General features: G+C 60.6%; 10 protein-coding genes. 5 read left to right on the top strand and 5 right to left on the bottom strand.

Annotation, left to right across the window (positions count from 1 at the left end; all coding sequences use genetic code 11):
• The first annotated feature begins 12 nt into the window (after positions 1-12).
• Positions 13-951, top strand: coding sequence for a LysR family transcriptional regulator (locus ACYQ1A_RS18590; protein ID WP_062225320.1), 939 nt, complete (start codon positions 13-15; stop codon positions 949-951).
• Here the strand turns inward: ACYQ1A_RS18590 and ACYQ1A_RS18585 are convergent.
• Positions 948-3,785 carry a DUF3857 domain-containing protein gene (locus tag ACYQ1A_RS18585; RefSeq protein ID WP_499364404.1) on the bottom strand — a complete coding sequence of 946 codons (2,838 nt, stop codon included), beginning with the start codon at positions 3,783-3,785 and terminating at the stop codon, positions 948-950. The genes ACYQ1A_RS18590 and ACYQ1A_RS18585 overlap by 4 nt on opposite strands.
• Before the next feature lie 780 nt (positions 3,786-4,565).
• On the opposite strand from ACYQ1A_RS18585, the gene ACYQ1A_RS18580 reads away from it, so the two are divergent.
• Both ACYQ1A_RS18580 and ACYQ1A_RS18575 read left to right on the top strand, forming a co-directional pair.
• Entirely contained in the window at positions 4,566-11,726 is a 7,161-nt protein-coding gene (locus ACYQ1A_RS18580; RefSeq protein WP_499364400.1) for a galactose-binding domain-containing protein, read from the top strand.
• 181 nt (positions 11,727-11,907) lie between these two features.
• The gene (locus tag ACYQ1A_RS18575) at positions 11,908-13,065 is read left to right on the top strand and encodes a Fic family protein (RefSeq protein WP_499364398.1); all 1,158 of its coding nucleotides are present in this window, start codon (positions 11,908-11,910) and stop codon (positions 13,063-13,065) included.
• Positions 13,066-13,166: 101 nt separating this feature from the next.
• Here the strand turns inward: ACYQ1A_RS18575 and ACYQ1A_RS18570 are convergent, their stop codons facing one another.
• The 4 genes from ACYQ1A_RS18570 to ACYQ1A_RS18555 form a co-directional block, all read right to left on the bottom strand.
• On the bottom strand, positions 13,167-14,045 hold the full coding sequence (locus ACYQ1A_RS18570; RefSeq protein ID WP_499364395.1) for a polysaccharide deacetylase family protein: 879 nt from the start codon (positions 14,043-14,045) through the stop codon (positions 13,167-13,169).
• An 80-nt stretch (positions 14,046-14,125) separates the two neighbouring features.
• A complete protein-coding gene (locus ACYQ1A_RS18565) occupies positions 14,126-15,223 on the bottom strand; it encodes an acyltransferase family protein (RefSeq protein WP_499364394.1) in 1,098 nt (365 codons plus the stop codon).
• Positions 15,224-15,391: 168 nt separating this feature from the next.
• On the bottom strand, positions 15,392-16,003 hold the full coding sequence (locus tag ACYQ1A_RS18560) for an NUDIX hydrolase (protein ID WP_499364392.1): 612 nt from the start codon (positions 16,001-16,003) through the stop codon (positions 15,392-15,394).
• Positions 16,004-16,153: 150 nt separating this feature from the next.
• Positions 16,154-17,050, bottom strand: coding sequence for a transporter substrate-binding domain-containing protein (locus tag ACYQ1A_RS18555; RefSeq protein WP_499364389.1), 897 nt, complete (start codon positions 17,048-17,050; stop codon positions 16,154-16,156).
• A gap of 393 nt (positions 17,051-17,443) precedes the next feature.
• Between ACYQ1A_RS18555 and ACYQ1A_RS18550 the strand changes: the two genes are divergently transcribed.
• Together ACYQ1A_RS18550 and ACYQ1A_RS18545 are read left to right on the top strand one after the other, a co-directional pair.
• Positions 17,444-18,157 (top strand): PEP-CTERM sorting domain-containing protein, encoded by a 714-nt coding sequence (locus ACYQ1A_RS18550; protein WP_499364387.1) that lies wholly within the window; start codon positions 17,444-17,446, stop codon positions 18,155-18,157.
• The gene (locus ACYQ1A_RS18545; RefSeq protein WP_062223424.1) at positions 18,154-18,771 is read left to right on the top strand and encodes a PEP-CTERM sorting domain-containing protein; all 618 of its coding nucleotides are present in this window, start codon (positions 18,154-18,156) and stop codon (positions 18,769-18,771) included. Before ACYQ1A_RS18550 ends, ACYQ1A_RS18545 begins: the two co-directional genes overlap by 4 nt.
• The last annotated feature ends 259 nt before the right edge of the window (positions 18,772-19,030 follow it).

The following is a 19,030-nucleotide window of genomic DNA, read 5'->3' as shown; positions in this document are numbered from 1 at the left end:
TCGTTTGGAATCATGCCTGTCATCAACGAAAATGATTTCCGCCGGCTTGATCTGAATTTGCTGCTGGTGCTGCATGTGTTGCTGCAAGAACGCAATGTGACGCGGGCGGCAGCGCGGCTGTTTATCGGCCAGCCCGCGCTGAGCGCGGCGTTGCGACGATTGCGGCAAGTGTTTGATGACGATTTGCTGGTGCGGACTTCACACGGCATGGTGCCGACGCCGCGCGCACTGGCACTCGGCCAGCAGATTGAACCGGTATTGCTGAGCGTGCAGCAAGCGCTGCAACAGCCAGCGGACTTCGAGCCCGCACAGGCGCAGCGCGTGTTCCGGCTTGGTTTAAGCGACGCGCTCGAAGTCGCGCTCTTGCCCGGCATCATGCAGCGCATCAATCAGCAAGCGCCTGGGGTGCAGATCATCGTGATCAATGCCGATGGCCAGAATGCAGTGCAATTACTCGATGCCGGCCAGATCGACCTGGCCATCGGCGTGTTCTTGCAGCACCCTGCCTGGTTACAGACCAGCGCCTTGTTCAAATGGACTTTCCAGTGCGTCTATCACCCGGCGCAGGTGCCGCTGTCCGGTGCGCAGATTGCGCTCGATGATTACCTGGCGTGGCCGCATGTACTCACGTCGTTTAATGGCGAATTACAGGGCGTCATGGATGATTATCTGGCCGCGCAAGGGCGGCAACGCCGGGTGATCTTGTCGAGCCGCCATTTTGGCGCCAGCCCGCTGCTGGTTCAGCAGATGGCGGCGCTGACCACGGTGCCCAGCTTTGTGGCGCAGGCGTGGCGCCAGGCGCTGGGGCTGGCGGTGTGTGCGCTGCCGTTTGCTGTGCCCGAATACGAAGTCAGCCAGATGTGGCCCGCCACGCATGCGCGCGATGCAGGCCACATCTGGTTGCGTACGCTGGTGGCGCAAAGTTGCGGCAGCGCGGCGGCGCGGACTTAATGCTGCAGCTGTTTCAGCTCAAACCCTGACATCGCGTATTCATAAAAGTTGGTCACTCCCTGCTGCCGGCTTTGTTCAAACAGCGTGCGTGCGCGCGCGTTGTCGCCTGCGGCCAGATAGAACTCACCAACATAGAAGTTGGCTTCGGTGCTGGCCATACGCCCTTCCAGCCCGGCCTTGCTTTGCGCGGCTTTAAGCACCTGCTCGGGCGTGGCCTTGCCGGCAAACAAGGCCAGCACAGGCGCCGGCCAGTCCTGGCTGGCATCCGCACGGGCACTCAATGCGCTGGGCAGCGGCTGATGTTGCCGCTTGAGCAGCCAGGCGGCCCAGATCTGGTCGTACGGATCACTCAAGCCATCGACCAGTTGCAAGCCATGGTTGACGTCGGCCAGCGCAGCCGTGGTGTTGCCATTAAAGAACTGTGCCACGGCGCGGCTGTAATACAGACGCGGTGCGGTGCCGCCGAGGCTGATTTCGCGGCTGCTGCTTTCGATGGCTTGCTGAAAGCGGCCCTCGTTAAAGTCGTATTCGGTGCGGCAGCGCAATGCCACCGGCGCCGAGCCGCCCAGCTTTTGCGCCATGGCGATATCGGCATCGGCCGCCTTGCCCTGCCCCAGATCGCGATAGGCCGCCGCGCGGAAACAATACGCTGCGGCCAGATCATCGCTACCCAGCTTGCCCACCGCCATGGCCTTGCTGATGCTGTCGACCAGACGTTGCGAACGCGTGGCGATTTGCTGCTGGATCGGGTCGCCCTTGGCCAGATTGGTGGTGGTCAGATCGCTTTTGGCCACGATGAAGATATCGCTGCTTTGCTGCGACAGCGCGCGCAAATCAGCGACAAAGCCGGAGGCATCGGCTGCTTCGCCGTTGGCCTTGGTCAGCACCAGATCTTCGACCTGGCGCGCCACATTGCCACGCATGCTGTAGGTGGCATCGTAGTTGAACAGTTTGCGATGCAGGGTGGTCACCACCGGATCGACCTGGCCGGCCACTTCTTTGGGCAGCGTCACCTGTACCGAATAACGCAGATGCTCAGGTGCATTGGCGCCCACCACAAACGGCATGGTGCGCACCGCCGACGACAAACGAGTAAAGGTATGGCGGAAGTTAGAGGCATCAAACGGCACTTGCCAGGCGCTGCCTTCTTCGTGCGCCAGCTCGGGCACGCTGAAATGCGACACCACGGTATAGCTATTGCCCGCAATATCGTCCTGCAGCGTGGGCGTGCCGATCAGTCTGGCTTTGGGATAGCGCAGCGTGATGGGGTCAGTCACAAAGCGGGCCATATCAGCTGCCGCGGCCGAAGCCGCGCTGGTGCGCATGCTTTCGGCGTTGTCGCCACGCCAGGTTTCGGTAACGGTCAGCTGCGCCGGGGCATCCCATTGCGGCAGCACAAATACTTCGTCACGCGCCATATCAATACGCTGGGTATTGTCGGGCGGGATTTGCGCCAGCTGGTTGCTGGCCGGATCAACCACCAGCACGCGGGCGTCGCCATAGGTCTGACCCATATTGGCCAGCGTGCCGTGTTGGCCCTGGCGCGTGGGGTCGAGATACCAGACCTTGCCATTCAGGCTGACTTGCAGAATGGCGTGATTAAACGCGAGCGGGCTGGGCTGCATGCGCTGCGGCAAGCCCTGGCTGGTGGCATCCAGCAAGACGGGCCGGCTGGGAATATTCAATTGCGCCAGCAGCGTATGCAGAAACAGCGCTTTGTCTTTGCAATCGCCATAACGGCGTTGGTACACCACATTGGGTGAGGCCGGGCGATGCGAGCTTTCGCCCAGTGCCACCGAAAAATACCGGATGTCGGTCTGCGCGATTTCCAGCGCCGCCACCACCTGCTGTTCGGGCGTCGGCAACGCTTTCAGCCGCGCCACCACCGCTTGCAGTTCCGGCCCTAACGGTTCTTTGACGGTGAATAAACCGTCGGCCCATACGGCCACCGCATTCCAGTCGGCAAAAGCGGAGAACTGCAGCCAGCCACCGACGATGTAATCCGACGGCACATCGCCTTCGCTGCGTACCGCCGCCAGATTCCGGGTCTGGAAAATCTGCGTGCGCCAGCCGCCGGCCACGGTTTCGCTCGGCTTGGGCGCCGCCACCTTGCTGTCGCTCAGATAGCGCCAGTAGATCGGCGTATCCACCGGCGAACGCAAAATGACGCGCCGCCACACCACGGGCGCGCTATCACCCCAGCCCGAGTTCTCAACAAAGCGGCCACCAAATACCGGGTTCTGCCCGGTGACGGTGTATTCATATTCCAGCGTGTCGCCGACGCGCAGGTCGTTGATCAGGATCGACACGGTGACCGCGCCGCTATACATCTGCTGTTGTTCCAGCCCGTCTTCGCGTTGCAAAAAACGCATATGCGCCGTCTGGGTGCGGTCGAGCATTTTGCCGCCGCGCCAGATGTGCAGGCCGTGCAAATGCAGTTTCTGATAATCAGGGATGAATTCAATCTCAAGCCGCCCGGCCGCTTCCAGCTCGGTAGCGCTATTGATCTGTTCGGCGCGGTGCACGTAATACGCAGGCGCGCTGCCCGCCTGCAGCTGGGTATCGGCCAGCAAATACACTTTGGGATCGACGTCCTGGGCGCTGGCGGCCGGGATGGTGGCCGGGCTCACCCAGGCCGGCACCGGGTCTTGCAGATAGAACGCGGCGCGCGCCTGTGCGCTTTCTTTGTCCACCGTCTGATCCACTTGCGCCAGGCCCTGCCCCGCCGTGGCGACGGCCGTTGGCGCGGCGGCCGGTGCGGCCAGAATTGCGGCGCTGGCAAGCAGCCATGCCGTACCCAGAATTGCCACCATCTGATGCTTGAAACCGTTCACTTGCATTGCCTTTGTCGATACGGGAGCCCCAGGCATCTTAGCGTTTTCTGTGAACAGTTTGGTATCGCGCGCACGCTGTTTTGTACGGCGCAGCATGGCGCGTGTGCGGCGCAAACCGAGTCTGTAGCCGCCCCGCCGCCCGGCTGAAAAATCCACCTTTTTAAACCATTTCGTCGAAACGGTTGCATAAGTCGGTGCTGATGCAGCATCGCCGCGCACCCTGCATTTGCCATCCACGCCAAAGCAAGGATTGATGCGGGCTGCACTGTGAAATCGCTTTCACAAAATCGACACATGGCGTCATGCAATGACGCGGCGCAGCAAATTTCGGGTTCAACCATTTGTCAGAAAAGGCATTTTTGCTGCACCGCGCTGAGACCACAAACGCGCAAAGCCTGCACTAGAATCCCCGTCATGTAGCGTTATGTATCGAGTAACGCACAAAACCAGGGCGCCAGCGCGCGCCGGGCTGCGCTTGCCCGGCGTGCTCGCTGTACGCCTTTGTTACGCCTGCTTGTGAAATCGATTTCAGATTACGCAGCGGTGCACGGCGCGCTTCAAGGCCTGATACAGCCACGATTCCAGGCTGGATAAGGCGAATCATGTAGGTGCGACCACACCGCTATTTTGAAATCGCTTTCATTTTGTCGGCACTCCAGCCGTCCGCATTTAGGGCGGCAAGTCATCGCCGGTGTTGGGGCTATGGCGCTGTTTGCAGTCCCCGGTAAGGCCGGCGCAGCTCGGCCATGCCGATCCATCACACGAGGAGCTGAGTTGTCCATGAAACACGATCGAGCCTGGGCATGGGGGCGGCTTTGCGCCGCCCTGACTGCCGTCTATGTGCTCGCGGGGTTAGCGCCAACCGCAGAAGCGGTGACGTTAGCCCCGTCCGAGCGGGTGACCATCAATCTTGGCGAAACGCCATGGAAATACATCAAGGATCAAGACCCGGCCACGGCGTATCAGCCGGGCTTTGATGACAGCGGCTGGATTTCAGTGGGCGTGCCGTATTCGGCCGACCAGCTGGATACCTTTATCAACACCGAATCAGGTGGTGGCGAAGGCTTTTTAAGCGGTAACACGCAGTGGTATCGCAAGCACTTTACCCTGGGCAGTCAATACGCCCAGCGCAAGGTGCTGGTGGAACTGGAAGGCGCACACACCGGCGTGCAGGTGTATATCAACGGCACCTTCTTGCCCGGTAACAGCCAGCTCAACCCGCAAGCCACGCACGTGGTGGGTTTCCTGCCCGTGGTGGTTGATCTGACGCCGTATGTGAAGTTTGACGGCAGCGATAACGTGCTGGCGATCCGCGTCGCCAAAAACGCCAACTGGTTTGCCTCGCCCGGCTTCTCGCAGGCGTTCCGCTTTGGCCAGTCCGATGCCGGCCTGTTCCGGCCGGTGTACATGTACATCACCGACAAGGTGCACATTCCGCAGAACGTGTATGCGGGGCTGGGCACGTGGGGGACGTACGTGGCCACCGTCAGCGCCAGCAGCACCTCGGCGCAGATCGAGGTGCAGACCAACGTGGTCAACGAAGGCACGACGGCGCAACAGGTCACCCTGACCACGCAGATCGTCGACGCCAACGGCAATGTCGTCGCTACGGCGCAAGACAATAAAACCGTGGCCGCCAACGTGGCGCCGGGCCTGCATCCGCAATTGTTTGACCAGACGCTGACGGTGACCAACCCGACGCTGTGGTATCCCAACAATTCGCCCTACGGCAAGCCCTATATGTACAAGGTGTTCCACACCGTCAGCATCAACGGCGCGGTGGTCGATGCGGTACAAAGCCCACTGGGCATCCGCACCATCACGTGGGACAAGGACTTTCCGCTGATCAACGGGCAGCGCCACTTTTTGTGGGGCGGTTCGGGGCGCTATGACTATCCGGCGCTCGGCACCTCGGTGCCCGAAGAACAGCAATGGCGCGATCTGCAACAGATGGCAGCCATGGGCGGCAATCTGTGGCGGCCTGGGCATTCCAGCTCCAGCCCCGAGTTTGTTGATGCTGCCGATGCGCTGGGCGTGTTTATCGTGCAGCCCAGCGGGGATGGCGAAAACGGCTTTGCCGACGCCTGCACCGCCCCGCCGTGCAACAAGCAGATCCTGAAGACCGAACTGCACCGCGAAATGATCGTGCGCGACCGCAGCCACCCGTCGATTCTGGCGTGGGAGGCCGATAACGGCGCCACCGATACCACCTTTGCGCAAAGCCTGAAGACGCTGTCGCAAGTGTGGGACCCGATCAATACGCGCGCGCAGGCGGACCGCACCCCCAACCCGGCCAATGGCGACATCCTCGGTTGTACCAACCAGGGTTGCGAGGTGCTGACCAAACAAACCTATCCGAACAAACCGGCGTGGGGCTCCGAATATTGGGGCAACGGTTCGGCGCGCGGCGCATGGGATTTTGAACTGGCCTTTGCCGCGCCTTTTCTGGATAGCTGGCGGCAAGGCGTCGCGGTCAACGCCTTCGGCATGGCGCAGTGGTATTTCGCGGATACTCCGGGCGAAAGCAGCATCTTTGCCGAAGGCCCGGCGCTGAATATTCCGCAATCGAACGTGCGCTCGCTGGGTGCGTCGATGGTGGATCAGAACCGCTTTCCCAAGCTGCTGTATTACATCTACAAGGCCGCGTGGACGCCGTACGCCACCAAGCCCGTGGTCGCACTGGCACATCACTGGAACCGCTCCGGCAGCGTCCGCGTAAATGCGTTCAGCAACTGCCCCAAAGTACGCCTGCTGGTTAACGGCACCGTACAAGGCGCAGACCAGACGCCTAACTCGTGGAACAGCGACAGCCGTTCCGACCTGTCGCAAAACACCACCAAAATGCCGTTCCAGGTGCATTGGGATGGCGTGACGTGGCAATCGGGTACGGTAACGGCGCAGTGTCTGGATTCGTTTGGCAACGTCGTGGCCACCGACAGCAAAACTACCGCTGGCCCGGCTGCCAAAATCGTGCTGACCGTTGTGCCCAATCTGGTCAAGCCGGATGGCACTGCGTTTGCCACTACCGCCAATGGTTCGGATGCCGCCTTTGTGGAAGCGCGCGTCACCGACGCCAATGGTGTGGTCGTACCCACCGCCAGCAACAACATCACGTTTGCAGTCAGCGGCCCGGTGACGTATATGGGCGGCACGCAGCAATACGTGACGGCAGGCCAGGCGCTGACGTACCACTCGCCCGGCGATCACGAACTGCAAGCTGAAGGCGGCATGACCAAGGTGGCGCTGCGCACGCAGTTCACCACCGGCACCGTCACGGTCAGCGCCAGCGCCAACGGTCTGACCACGGGTACCACCACCTTTGTGGTGCAGCCGGTGACACACACCACGCCGGTACAAGGCGCGCCGGTGATCATCGCGCAACCCGTGGCGCAGTCGGTCACCCTGGGCCAACCGGCGCACTTCTCGGTGACGGCGACGGGTGCGGCCACGTTGAGCTTCCAGTGGAAGAAAAACGGCAGCAACATCAGCGGCGCAACGGGCGCAACGTATGACACGCCCGCCACCACCTCTGGCGATAATGGCGCGACGTATTCGGTGGCCATTACCAACAGCCAGGGCACGGTAACGTCGTCGGCCGCCGCGTTGTCGGTATTTGCCGCTGCGGCGCCCACGCTCAGCGCAGCCCCGGCCGCGCAATCGGTGGATGTGGGCCAGAGCGCGCATTTCAGCGTCACGGCCAGCGGTTCGCCCACCTTGTCTTACCAATGGAAGAAAAACGGCAGCGCCATTCAGGGCGCCACCAACCCGACCTACGACACCCCGATCCTGGCCTTGAGCGATGACGGCGCCTTGTATTCGGTGACGGTGACCAACCCGGTCAACGCGGTGACTTCGGCGCAAGTACGGCTGACGGTCAACGCGGCGCGTGTACCCACCATTGCCACGCAACCGACGCCCGTGGTGGCCATCCCCGGCCAACCTGCGACGTTTACCGTGGTGGCGGCAGGTTCCGCACCGTTCCACTATCAGTGGATGAAAGATGGCGCGGCCATTGGCGGTGATAGCGCCACCTTCAGCATCGCTGCGGTACAAAACAGTGACGCGGGCAGCTACAGCGTGACCGTCACCAACCTGGCCGGCAGCGTCACCAGCGCAGCCGTCACGCTGAAGATGGCGCCCCCGGGCGTTAATCTGGCGCTGAACAAGGTGGCGACCGCCAGCAGCTACGAGAACCAGGCCGGCAACCCGGCCAGCAATGCGGTGGACGGCAACGCCACCACCAAATGGGGCTCGGCGTTTGTTGATCCGTCGTGGTTTGAAGTTGATCTGGGCTCGGTGCAGACGTTTAACCGCGTCATCCTGCGCTGGGAAGCCGCTTTTGCCTCGTCGTACGAAATCCAGGTTTCCAACGACAACGCCAACTGGACCAAGGTTTACGGCCAGGATGCGGGCGCGGGTGGCGTCGAGGACTTTACCTTCCCCACCCAGAAAGCACGTTATATCCGCATGTATGGCAAGACCCGCGGCACCGTATACGGGTATTCGCTGTACGAGTTCGAGGTGTACAACGGCGCCAATTGCGGCAATGCCAGCGAGCGTTATACGGTGATCGATCCGGCCACCGTGAAAGACAACGTCACCGGGCTGACCTGGAAACGCCAGCAGTACACCCTCAGCGATTCGGGTGCGCAATTTACCCAACCGCTGGCAACGGCTTACTGCGCCAATATGGGCGGTGGCTGGCGTCTGCCGACCAAGGACGAAGCGCTGGCGATTTCTGGCGCCAATGCCTCCACTTGCGCCTTCCCGGCCGCATGGAACACGTGGACTTCCACCAGCTACGAGCAAGACAGCACGTATGCGTACTGGGTGTCGTCAACGGGTACGTCCAATATCGGCGTGGCCACCAACTTCCCGGGATGGGCGTTGTGCACGCAAGGGACTTCGATTGCCGGTCCGGCTATTACCACGCAACCCACCAGTCTGACGGTGGCCGTGGGCGCAAGCGCGCACTTTACGGTGACGGCATCGGGTGCCACCAGCTATCAGTGGTACAAGAACGGCGGCCTGGTCGCTACCACCACCACCGGCGCCTATGACACGCCGGCTACCACCACCGCAGACAATGGCGCGACCTACAAGGTTGTGGTGTTGAATGCAGCGGGCGGCAGCACCACCAGCAGCACGGTGACGCTGACGGTCACCAGTGGCGGCAGCAGCGGTACCGTCAACCTGGCGCTCAACCGCCCGGCCAGCGCCAGCAGCACCGAAAACGCAACGGTCAACCCGGCCAGCGCGGCATTCGATGGCGATGCGGTCAACACCCGTTGGTCTTCGACGTTTGTTGATCCGGGCTGGATCAGCGTTGACCTGGGTTCGGTGCAATCGGTTAACCACGTGATTCTGCGTTGGGAAGCGGCATACGCCACGGCCTATCAGATTCAGGTGTCCACCGATAACACCAACTGGACCACGGCCTATACGCAATCGGCCGGTGTGGGTGGTGTGGAAGACCTGCGCTTTAACGCCGTATCGGGCCGCTATGTGCGCATGTATGGCACGGCGCGCGCCACGCAATATGGCTATTCCTTGTTTGAGTTTGAGGTGTATGGCGCCGCCAGCGGCCCGGCCATTACCACGCAGCCGGCCGCTAAAACCGCCGCAGTGGGCCAGACCGCCACGTTTAGCGTGGTGGCTTCGGGCAGTGGGTTGACCTATCAGTGGCTCAAGAACGGTGCGGTGATCAATGGCGCGACCAGCGCCAGCTACACCACCCCCGCCCTTGCCGCCACCGATAATGGCGCGGCGTTTACCGTTATCGTCACCGACAGCAGCGGCAACAAGACCACCAGCAATCAGGCCTTGTTAACCGTTACTGGCGGCAGCGGTAGCGGCAGCACCAACCTGGCGCTGGGCCATACCGCCACGGCCAGCAGCAACGAAAACCCGGCGTTCTCGGATGCCAGCTATGTGGCGGATGGCAACACCACCACCCGTTGGTCCTCGCTGGTGGTAGACCCGTCGTGGGTGACGATCGATCTGGGCAGCACGCAATCGATCAACAAGGTGGTTTTGATCTGGGAAACCGCGTACGGCAAGGCCTATCAGATTCAGGTCTCGACCGACAACGTCAACTGGACCACGGCGTACACCCAGGCCAATGGCGCGGGGGGTACTGAAACCCTGACGTTCAACACGGTATCTGGCCGCTACGTGCGCATGTATGGCACGGCGCGCGGCACGCAGTACGGATACTCGCTGTGGGAATTCCAGGTGTTCGGGCCCGCCAGCCAGACCGGCGCAGCCACCAGCGTCAGCGCTAGCAAAACCAGCACATCGTCCAGCAGCAGCACCGCCCCGGCCAGCACCGCCACCAGCAGCAGCACGCTGGGCAGCGGCCAGAGCACGGCCGCCGCCACCACCGCCGATGCCAGCGTCAATCTTGCGCTGAACAAGGTGGTGAAAGTCAGCGGTAGCGAAAACGCAGCCACGTTGGCGGGCACTAACGCCGTCGATGGCAACAGCGGCACGCGTTGGGGTTCGGCCTTTGTTGATCCGGGCTGGATTGAAGTCGATCTGGGTTCGGTGCAAACCGTGGGCCGCGTGGTGTTGCGCTGGGAAGCCGCATACGGCAAGGCGTATCAGATCCAGACCTCGAACGATGAGGCCAACTGGAGCACGGTCTATACCCAAACCGCCGGTAAAGGCGGCGTGGAAGACCTCAGCTTTGCCAGCACCACGGCCCGTTATGTGCGCATGTATGGCACGCAGCGCGCCACGCAATACGGCTATTCCTTGTGGGAGTTCGAGGTCTATTCGGGCAGCACGGGTACGAGCAATCCGGCGTACACGGTCTATCCGGGCTTTGTGGGCACCGAGCTGCAAAACAACACCAAAGGCGCATGGCGCGATGACCAGATCTATGTGACCGTATTGGGTCGCGATCCGGCCAGCGGCGTGTTCAGTTGGCTGAAGCCGGACGGAACGTTAACCCATGCTGCAGTGGCCGATAACGATGCAAACGGCCATCTGATCAAGAATGGCGTCAACTATCCCAACTACGCCTTCACGCTGGCGCAAAGCAAGTTGCTGAAACTGCCGAAGATGGATTCCGGCCGTGTCTTCATCTCGCTGGGCGAACCGGTTTATCTGAAGGTACTGAGCGATGTAAACGGCAATATCGGTTATGCCGGGCCCAATCCGTTGAACCCGACCGACCCCAATATCGCCGTTAACTTTGACTGGTATGAATTCACCTACAACACCACGGGTTTGTGGATCAACACCACCCAGGTGGATGAATTCGGCGTGCCGCTGCTGCTGGATGTGTACGGCGCCAACCAGACATTCCACGCTCAAACCGGCATCACCGAATCGGTGTCGGCGCTGTACAACGAGTACGTGAGCCAGACCCCGGCCGAGTTCCATACGCCGACCCCTGCCCTGCCGCGCATCATGGCGCCGGGCAAGTCGACGTTCGATGTCGGTCAGGCCAACGGTAACTACTTTGACAGCTATGTAAACCAGATGTGGACCTACTACACCAGCAACACGCTTACCGTGGACATGTGGGGCGGCAGCCGTCGCTTCAGCGGCCGCGTGCAAGGTAATACGCTGGTGTTTACCGAAGTCAATCTGGGCAACGGCGCGTATCAGGGTGGCACGTACAACGTCAGCAAACCCACCACGCAAGACATTCTGGAAGGCAAAGGCACGCTGGCCACCGGCAATTCGGTCGAGCTGGCCCTTGAAGCCCAGATTTGCGCGGCGTTTAACCGCCACATCATGCAAGACAGCAGCAAGTGGGCCACCCCGTCCGCGTGGTATAGCGCGGCCCCGGCCAACTTCTATGCGAAGTTCTGGCATAGCCACAGCGTGGGCGGTCTGGCGTACGGCTTTGCCTATGACGACGTGTCGGATCAAAGCTCGACCATCATGTCGCCCACGCCGGAACATATGGTGTTTGGCATCGGCTGGTAAGGCGGGCACGCCTCTCATAAACCAACGGTACTTGCTGTTGCAGTAATCACCGGGTCCACCCTCAGTGGACCCGGTTTTTTATTTGTGCCAGCCCAGTAATGCCTTTGACCGGCCCCGGGGGGACAGGGCTATTTTGGCGACTGAACCATCGTCACTTTCTGAAATCCGAGGCCCTCGCAGCATGAGCAAACCCCGCGTCGAAGCCGCACCACCGCTTGATCTAACCCGCTTGCAGACTCTGCCGGACTGGCCGCAGTGGCTGGCGCAGCACCAGATCATTGATGCGCAGGGCCGCTATCTGCCATGGTGCCAACTCAAGTGGCGGCTGCCGCGCGCGCAAGCGCGCGACGTGTGGCAAGCCATCCGCTTCAAACGGGCCTTGCAAAGTCAGGTGTTGCCCTTGCGGGCGCAAAACGGCCAGCCCTTTACCTGGTGCCTGCACCCGCGTTTGCTCTGGCGGATCAACTGCATCAATCAACTGGTGGCCCACGAAAACATCCGCTGGCCCGCGCTGGCCGCCGATCACGCTGACCTGGCGTGGGATGAAGAAGAAGCCATCAGCAGCGCGCAACTTGAAGGCGCCGCCACCACACGCGCCCAGGCCGAACAAATGCTGGCCGAAGGCCGCAGCCCGAGCACGGAAGACGAACAAATGGTGTTCAACAACCTGATGCTGCTGCGCGAAGTAGAACAACTGCGCGATGAGCGGCTTAGCCTGGCGTTGATATTGCGGCTGCACCGCATCGCCACCGTGGGCACTCACGGCAACGATGTGCAACCGGGCGTGTTACGCAGCACGGATGACATCGACGTCGGCGACCCGGAAGGCAGCTATCGCCCGACCGCAGCCAGGCTGCTGCCCGCACGGCTGAAGGCCTTGTGCGACTTTGCCAATACCGATCACAGCATCAAGCTGCTGAACGCCACCGGGCTGGAGATTGATCACGTGGTCAAGGCGATGATGTTGCACTTTATGCTGGCGTATGAGCACCCGTTTCGCGATGGCAACGGCCGCACCGCGCGCGCCTTGTTCTATTGGTTTGTGCTCAAGCAGCGCTACCGCTGGTTTCGCTATATCTCGATCAGCCTGCAATTGAAGGCACGGCCCAGACAATATGGTCTGGCTTATCAGTACACCGAAACCGACCAATACGATCTGACCTACTTTATTGACCACCAGGCGCAGACCATCCTGCAGGCCATCGTGCAACTGATCAATAATCTGCCGCCGCCTGCCGACGCCAGCGTCACCGTCCGCGCCACGCATAGCCAGTACATCGAAACCGCACAGCGCACGCTACAGCCCGCATTTGAAAACCAATGGCTCAGCCGCTGTTAGCAAGGTGGGTCCAGCGGGTGGGCCATGCCGGAGACGCCGACCTCCCCGGTGACCGGCACGCGCCGTGGGTGTGCGTGCCGGGGCCGGATGGTGGCCAGACGCTAGTCAGGCAGGCAGCCTTTCTTCATCAAGGCGGGCGCGCCAAACAGACGCTCGCGCCAGGTTACGCTGCGCGAGGCGCCTTCGCACACATAACCGGGCCCGTTAGCGCGGGCCAGTGTGGCGCTGCGTAATTGCGCGGTATCGGTATAGAACGGGGTGGCATCCAGCGGCAGGCCGACGTTTTTGGCCTCCTCCACCAGAATCTGCAAGTACTCGGTCATATGTGTGGCGGTATACGGGTTGACGTCGTGGAAAGCGACAATCACCGGCGTAACCCCGGCCACCTCCGGCAATTTGCCGGCCTGCCAGGCCTGCAGCACCACGGCCAGCGAGTCATGCATATGGCTGCGCCGACGCAGGCTGATATTCCAGCCATAGATCTTGCCGTCGTTGGCGCTGACATCGGTCTGCAGCATGGCCAGGCCCGCCTGACGATAAGTGGCCAGCGTGCTGTCGTTGAATTCCCAATCGGGCGGCCGCACCACGCCCGCTTGCGTGCCGCATTGCGCCTCGATATCGCGGATGCCTTGCTGCAGCGACTGCAGCAGTTCTTCCGGCGCCATCAGCGTATGTGGAATATGCCCGCGCGGCGAACCTGAATGCACGCCAAGCACATGGCCTTGCGCACAACTCTGCCGTTCCAGCGCCTGGCCAGCCACGCTGCCGCCGTGATCAGGATGCGCAGTCTGCACAAAAAACACGGCTTTGATCTGCGGCACCACCGGATTGTCTTGCAGTTGCTGCAATATCCGCGCCGTGGGCGCGCTGCGCCACAAGCTGGGGCCATCGTCGAAGGTCAGGATAAAGCGTACCGGCGCAGGGGCGGCGTGGGCCGCGCTGGCAAGGCCCAGGCATAGGGCAAACAAAAATCGGAACATGAATTCGGCAACATCTTCAGCACGGACAAGGGCCGCGATTATCCGCGATGTGCTGCCCCTACGCCACGGCCAGGCCAGATTCAGGCCGTTGCCTCATGCCGCCCCAGCACGCGTCGGCTCAGACGCACGCAGTGGGTTTTCAGTTTAAGCGCGTGTTGTTCCAGCAAATGCCAGGACAACACCGCCAACACCAGGGTGATGGGCCACGCCACCAGATTGACCTGGTACATGCTGATATCCGGAATCAGATCGACCACGCATTGCTGGATCAGAAAGCCGTAGATATAGATGCCATACGAGTAATCGCCCAAGGCGTTGTACTTGCGGATAAAGCCGCCAGGTATATAGGCCAGGTAAAACACGATATAGGCCACGCTGAGCGTATACACCACAAAGAACGATTCGACGTGGATCAAGGACAGCAGCAACACCGCGCACACGCCAACAAAGGCAGGCGTGGACAAATAAATGCGCTGCTTGAGCGCCTGGAAAGCAGCGCCGGTAAAGAACAAGGCAAAAAAGCGGTACAAGGGATTGGCGGTCTTGTCGGCCTCGATGGCATGGAAATGCATAAAGATATAGAACGCCATGCCCAGCACGCCAAACACCACCACCGCTTTCCGCAGCAGGGCCAGCCGCTGCGCACCAGCCACCATCAGTACCACCCAGAGCAAGGCCAGCACGCCATACATGCGTAGTTCATACGGCATGGTCCAGAGCGAGCCGTTAACCACATCGTGCATAGGCACCGTGCTGAACAGCCCCGGCAACGAAAACGCCACGCCATCCACCAGCGTGCCGCTATGCAATACGTATTGCCAGGTCATGGGATGGCTCAGAAACGCACCGCTCGACAAGGTGCCCAGCGCGGGGCCGATCACCAGCACGGTAATCCCGAGCATGACCCACAATGCGGGATAGATGCGCAGCACCCGCGCCCAGAAAAAATCGACCACATCCTGGCGACTGAACAAACTGGCGGTGACCAGAAAGCCGCTGATCAAAAAGAACACATCGACGGCAATCGAACCACACGTCATGCCCAGCCAATCCATGCCGGGCGCCGCGTTAACGCCCACGATCGCGCCTTGATGGCTGACCATGACCAACGATGCCGCAATCAGGCGGATCAGATTCAGGTTGTTGTCTCTACCGCGCGCGGCGTCAGCGAGTTTCATGGGGCGTTACCTTCTCACGGGTGGGCAGGGACGATGCCTGTAAACGGCAGCGATACTGCCACATCTGAGTTTCCATATCTGTAAGAACAAAATGCAGACTATGTGATCATATTCTTACAACGCATGAATGATAACACGGGTGTACTGTCAACCCTATGTTGCACTGCACTAATCGAAGACCACACCGCCCAGACGGCTCAATTCGGCCAGTTGCTGCAACTGTTGCGGCAATATGCGTCCGGTCGAGAGCGCGGGCAGTTCGGCCAGATCAAAAAAACCGACGCCGTCAGTTTCCAGCCCGTCGCCCTCGCCCGCTTCCACAATCTCTCCCAGGAACACCAGCTTCCAGATATGAAATAACTGCGGCGCGTGCGGATGTTTGCGCATATCCCAGATTGCCAACGGCCGCGTAATGCGCACGCGATAGCCGCTTTCTTCCAGCACTTCACGCGCGGCGCATTCGGCCGGGGTGGAGCCGACATCGGCCCAGCCGCCGGGCAAAGACCACAGGCCCTCGGCCGCCTCGCGCACCAGCAGCACCCGGCCCTGCGCGTCAAACACCGCACAACGGACATCGAGCTTGGGGTTGGCATAGCCGTCCTCGTGCGCAAACAGTTTTTCGATCTGTTCGGTCGGGCGATCCGCCAACTGCGCCAGTTGCGCGTGCGCAATCTGTTCAATCTCGCGATAACGCTGCTGATCAAATTTGTCGGTGGCAAAGTGCAAGCCGGTCTGGGCGATGGCCAACAGACGGCGGGTTTGCTCTACGTATTCATTCATGCGCGGGGTCCTTGCGACGGGGCGTTCAGGGTTCGGGCAAGCATCGCATAAAAACGTTCCAGCAACGCAAGCCACCAGAAAGCAAAACGGGCCGATCAAATCGTATTACACGATCTGATCGGCCCGTCGATCACGGCGCGGACTATTGCTTTAGCAGCCGCTTTGTTCCAGCAAGCTGCACTGGCGTGATTTGCTCGGGCTACGGATGGCATCACGGGTCAGGTTGTTGACCGGAATGCCCAGTTCGTTGGTATAGGTTTCGAGCATGGCGATGGCTTTTTCAGAGCGGTTAAAGGTGCCACGCAGCCCTGCGTTAACCAGCTTGCCAAAGGCTTCATCGTTTTTGCGCAAGGCAATGCCGTACGGCTCAACCGAAAACGGTGTGCTGAAGGCAAACGATTTGATATCCAGATCGGCTTTGCGGATCGCGCTCTGGATCAACACCTCATCGTCCAGATAAGCCTGCGCGGTGCCGGCATTGACGGCTTCGATACCTTGTTTGGCATCGGTCACTTCCATGACCTTGACGTTGGCGATCATGCGCGAGATCAGGTCCACGTGGCTGGAGCCCTTCTTTACGGCCAGCGTCTTGCCTGCCAGGCCTTTGAGCGAGGCCGCATTGGTGCTGGCCAGGCTGACCATGCGCGAAGTGGTCACAAAGGTGACCAGCGAAAAATCGACCTGCTTCAGACGATCTTGCGTCACGGTGGTCGAGCCGCACTCCATATCAATCGAACCGTCTTTCAGCAGCGTCAGCCGGTTTTGCGCGGTGACCGGCACCCATTTGATCTTGACCGGCTTTTTGACCGCTTCGCTGATATTGGTCGCGACGATCTGTTTGCACAGTGCCACCACAAAGCCGGTCGGCTCGGTCTGGCCCTTGGGCAGATAGGACACCGGCAGCGACGATTCGCGATAGCCGATTTTGACTTCGCCCGAAGCTTTGATGGTATCGAGCGTGTCGGCATGCGCCACGGAAGGCAGCGCAAACGCCAGGCTCATGGCCAGAGCGCCCACTGCGCGATAAACGGTGGAATGGATCAACAAGGGGTAAGTCCTCAGGCACAAGTTATTTGTTATTGCGGGCATAACGGTGATGCGGCCGCGAGCACGGCGACGTATTAACGCACAAAGGCTCTGCCCGGTTGATTGCGATTAGCCCTGGTTCGTTTTAAACGGCGGCTTTGGGCCGTTGCGCGGCGATGATCGGTAACAGAGTGTGTAGTTTATGCAACCTGCATAGCTGACCAAATGGTAAATCCGCCGCAGGGTCGCTGACCCGCAAAGCGAACGCGCGTGCAGCGAGCGCATTACGCGGGTGCCGCCGGTAGGTTTTTGCTTGCCCAAAACTTAATTCAAACTTAAATTTTTGCGCAAGCAAACAGCCTTATCCGAACAAAAAGACCCCCCGCTCAGTGTGCAACCACCGAGGAGGTTTACATGTTCAAGGCCCACTTCATGGCCGGCGCGTTGTTGTGCCTGGGCGCTTATGCGCAGGCGCTCACGTTTCCCGACCAGCCCAATAATCTGCAAGGCGCGGCACCGCTGGGCGAGGTTTACTCGATCCTGGCGGGCGTGGACGACAGCAACAATAGTCAGTTCTGGGACACCAACTACACCCAGGTCAACAGTATCTCGCAGGCGGATTACGCCAGTATTTATGGCGCCGCGCTGGCGTTTCCGTCCTCGCCCTACGCCCTGATCAACGCCAGATATTTCAATTCCAGCTTCAGCCTGATGACCGTGCCGGACGAGACCACCGGCGCGCACGGCACGTTTTATTTTACCGGGGCCGAGGCGGCCGCCTTTACCCCCGATTACGGCGGCAGCGCGTTTGTCAGTTCCACCATTACGTTTAATGGTTACAACGGTAATACCCTGGTCGGCAGCGATAGCTTCAACCTGAGCAGTACCTCGTTTGACTGGCTGGCTGCATCGTTTGCAAGTAGCGCGCTCACACGCATCGATATCGTTTCGTCCGGGCTGGGGCAGCGCTGGCTGATCGACAAGCTGGGCTTGACGCCCATCGTGCCCGCCCCGCTCGCCGCCGCCGCCGTGCCCGAACCCGAAACCTGGGCCCTGTTATTGCTGGGCGCAGTGGGGCTATGCGCACGTCAGCGCCGCCCGCGTCACCTTGCTGGAGCCCGCCCATGAAACCGCTATTGATCGCCAGCCTGCTGGCCTGCGCCGCCAGCGCCTCGGTGCAGGCGCAACTGATTACCTTCAGTGACTTTGTTTCGCCCAATACCGGCAGCACCATGGGCCAGCCCGCCACTTATCAGGGGCTGGAAATCGACGGGTTCTTCAGCACGGTGACGGCCTCTGCCGACTATGTTCCGTTTCCGAGCGGTACTCAGGCGCTGTCGAATAACTTTTACTGGGGTGGACCGGTGCAGACCCTGCGCGGGCTCACGCCGTTTATTTTTGCCAGCGCCGAAGTCGCTCCCCTGGTGGTCGACGGTTACTACGGCTTTGCCGCGGACGGTCTGCAAATCGATGGTTACCGCAACGGCATCAAAATCGCCACTGCCACTTACGATTTCGGCGCGGCCAATCCGGACTTTGCCTGGTATTACGCCAGCAGTGGCTTTGATCAGCCGGTCGATACCCTGGCCTTCACACCGCTGTCATTCGGCTTTAAAGGCCAGGGCTATTTGCTGGACGCGCTCAATATCACCCCGGTACCGGAGCCAGCGACATGGGCTTTGCTGGGCATAGGCGCGGTGGCGGTGTTTGCCCGCCGGCGCAGCCATTTGCGCAAACCCTGATCTGCAGCACCACATTGTTGCAGCGTGCCGGGCCGCCCCGCCCGGCTTTTTAATGCCCGCAAAGATAATAATATTAATAATCTAAGCCGGTAAAAACCGTGCGCAGCCGGAACGCAATTGCTGCATAGCATCAATGCCACGCCAGGATTTGCAAGGCGCGACGTCAAAAAAATCTCATCGCAGCCCGTCGGCGCGTAATTAATATTTTTCTGCATTTATAGATATTATTAGCTCCGCTTGCACTACGGCCGCGCAGCGT

Source organism: Silvimonas sp. JCM 19000 (assembly GCF_054652575.1).
Note: the sequence above shows the minus strand (reverse complement) of the source record. Positions and strands in the feature narration are given on the sequence as shown.